This is a genomic window from Planctomonas deserti, assembly GCF_003067705.1.
GTDB lineage: Bacteria > Actinomycetota > Actinomycetes > Actinomycetales > Microbacteriaceae > Planctomonas > Planctomonas deserti.
Map to the genome: position 1 here is coordinate 1 of NZ_QANL01000019.1, position 893 is coordinate 893.

At 67.9% G+C, this 893-nt stretch carries 1 protein-coding gene; it reads right to left on the reverse strand.

The window, feature by feature from the left end; all coding sequences use genetic code 11:
- Positions 1-429: 429 nt before the first annotated feature.
- A partial coding sequence (locus DAI20_RS19250) for an N-acetylmuramoyl-L-alanine amidase (protein WP_108252873.1) occupies positions 430-893 on the reverse strand: 464 nt, incomplete at its 5' end.

Sequence of the window (893 nt, forward strand, 5' to 3'; positions counted from 1 at the left end):
GTACTGCGACGGGTAACTGACCTCGCGACCGAGGCTGGAATCCTGTGGGGTGTTCATGGGGGGCATTGTATCGCGCGGACGGCGGGCCTTCGGCCGGGCCGGCCAACGGCGGAGCCCCTCCGTGGTGGTTTTGTTGGTTGGTCGTGGAAGGCGGTCTATCGGCCTGGCCGGGTGGGTAGGCGGGTCGGGGGACGCCGTAAACCCGTCCCTGGGGGCTTGGCCGCGGCATCCATGCCGCGGACACTCCCGCCACCGGACCCACCTCGCCTTGGACAGTTTCTCGCGAGCTGTCGGAATGGCACTCTGCTCTGGTGGGTGTCGACCTTGGTCGACACAGTAGATCCACGCCATCCCTCGGATAGCCGCTGTTGCTGTTGCTTCGGCCGTTGCCGTTGCCTCTGCGGGTGCAGGGCGCAGCCCTGCAAACCCTCACCCAACCGGCTGCAGCGGCACCTTCGCCAGCACCCGAGCCCACGGGAACAACGGCCCCGGATCACGCTTGCGCGCCACCATCAGCGTCGGGTCATCGCTGGCCGGCACCTGCTCCAGGTCCAGCTGGTCATGCCCGGCAATCCGCCGCAGCGACGGATAGTGCGCCACCAGCGCCTGCAGCAGGCCTTCCAGCGCCTGCAACTGTGCTTCGGTGTACGGCTCGTCCATCGCCTGCTGGCGGCTGTCCAACCAGTCCGGGTAGCGCCCGGTATTGACCAGTTCGATGCCCAGCGTCTGTGCGTTCATGCCGCGCACGTGGTGGGCCACCCGTTCCGGTGCCACGTACTGCACCACGCTGCCATCGCGGTCGATGTAGAAGTGGCCGCTGTTGCCGGCACCGCTGTCGTACAGCACACGCTCACCGTACTCGCGGGCCATCGCCAGGTCGGGCAGCTCGGTGC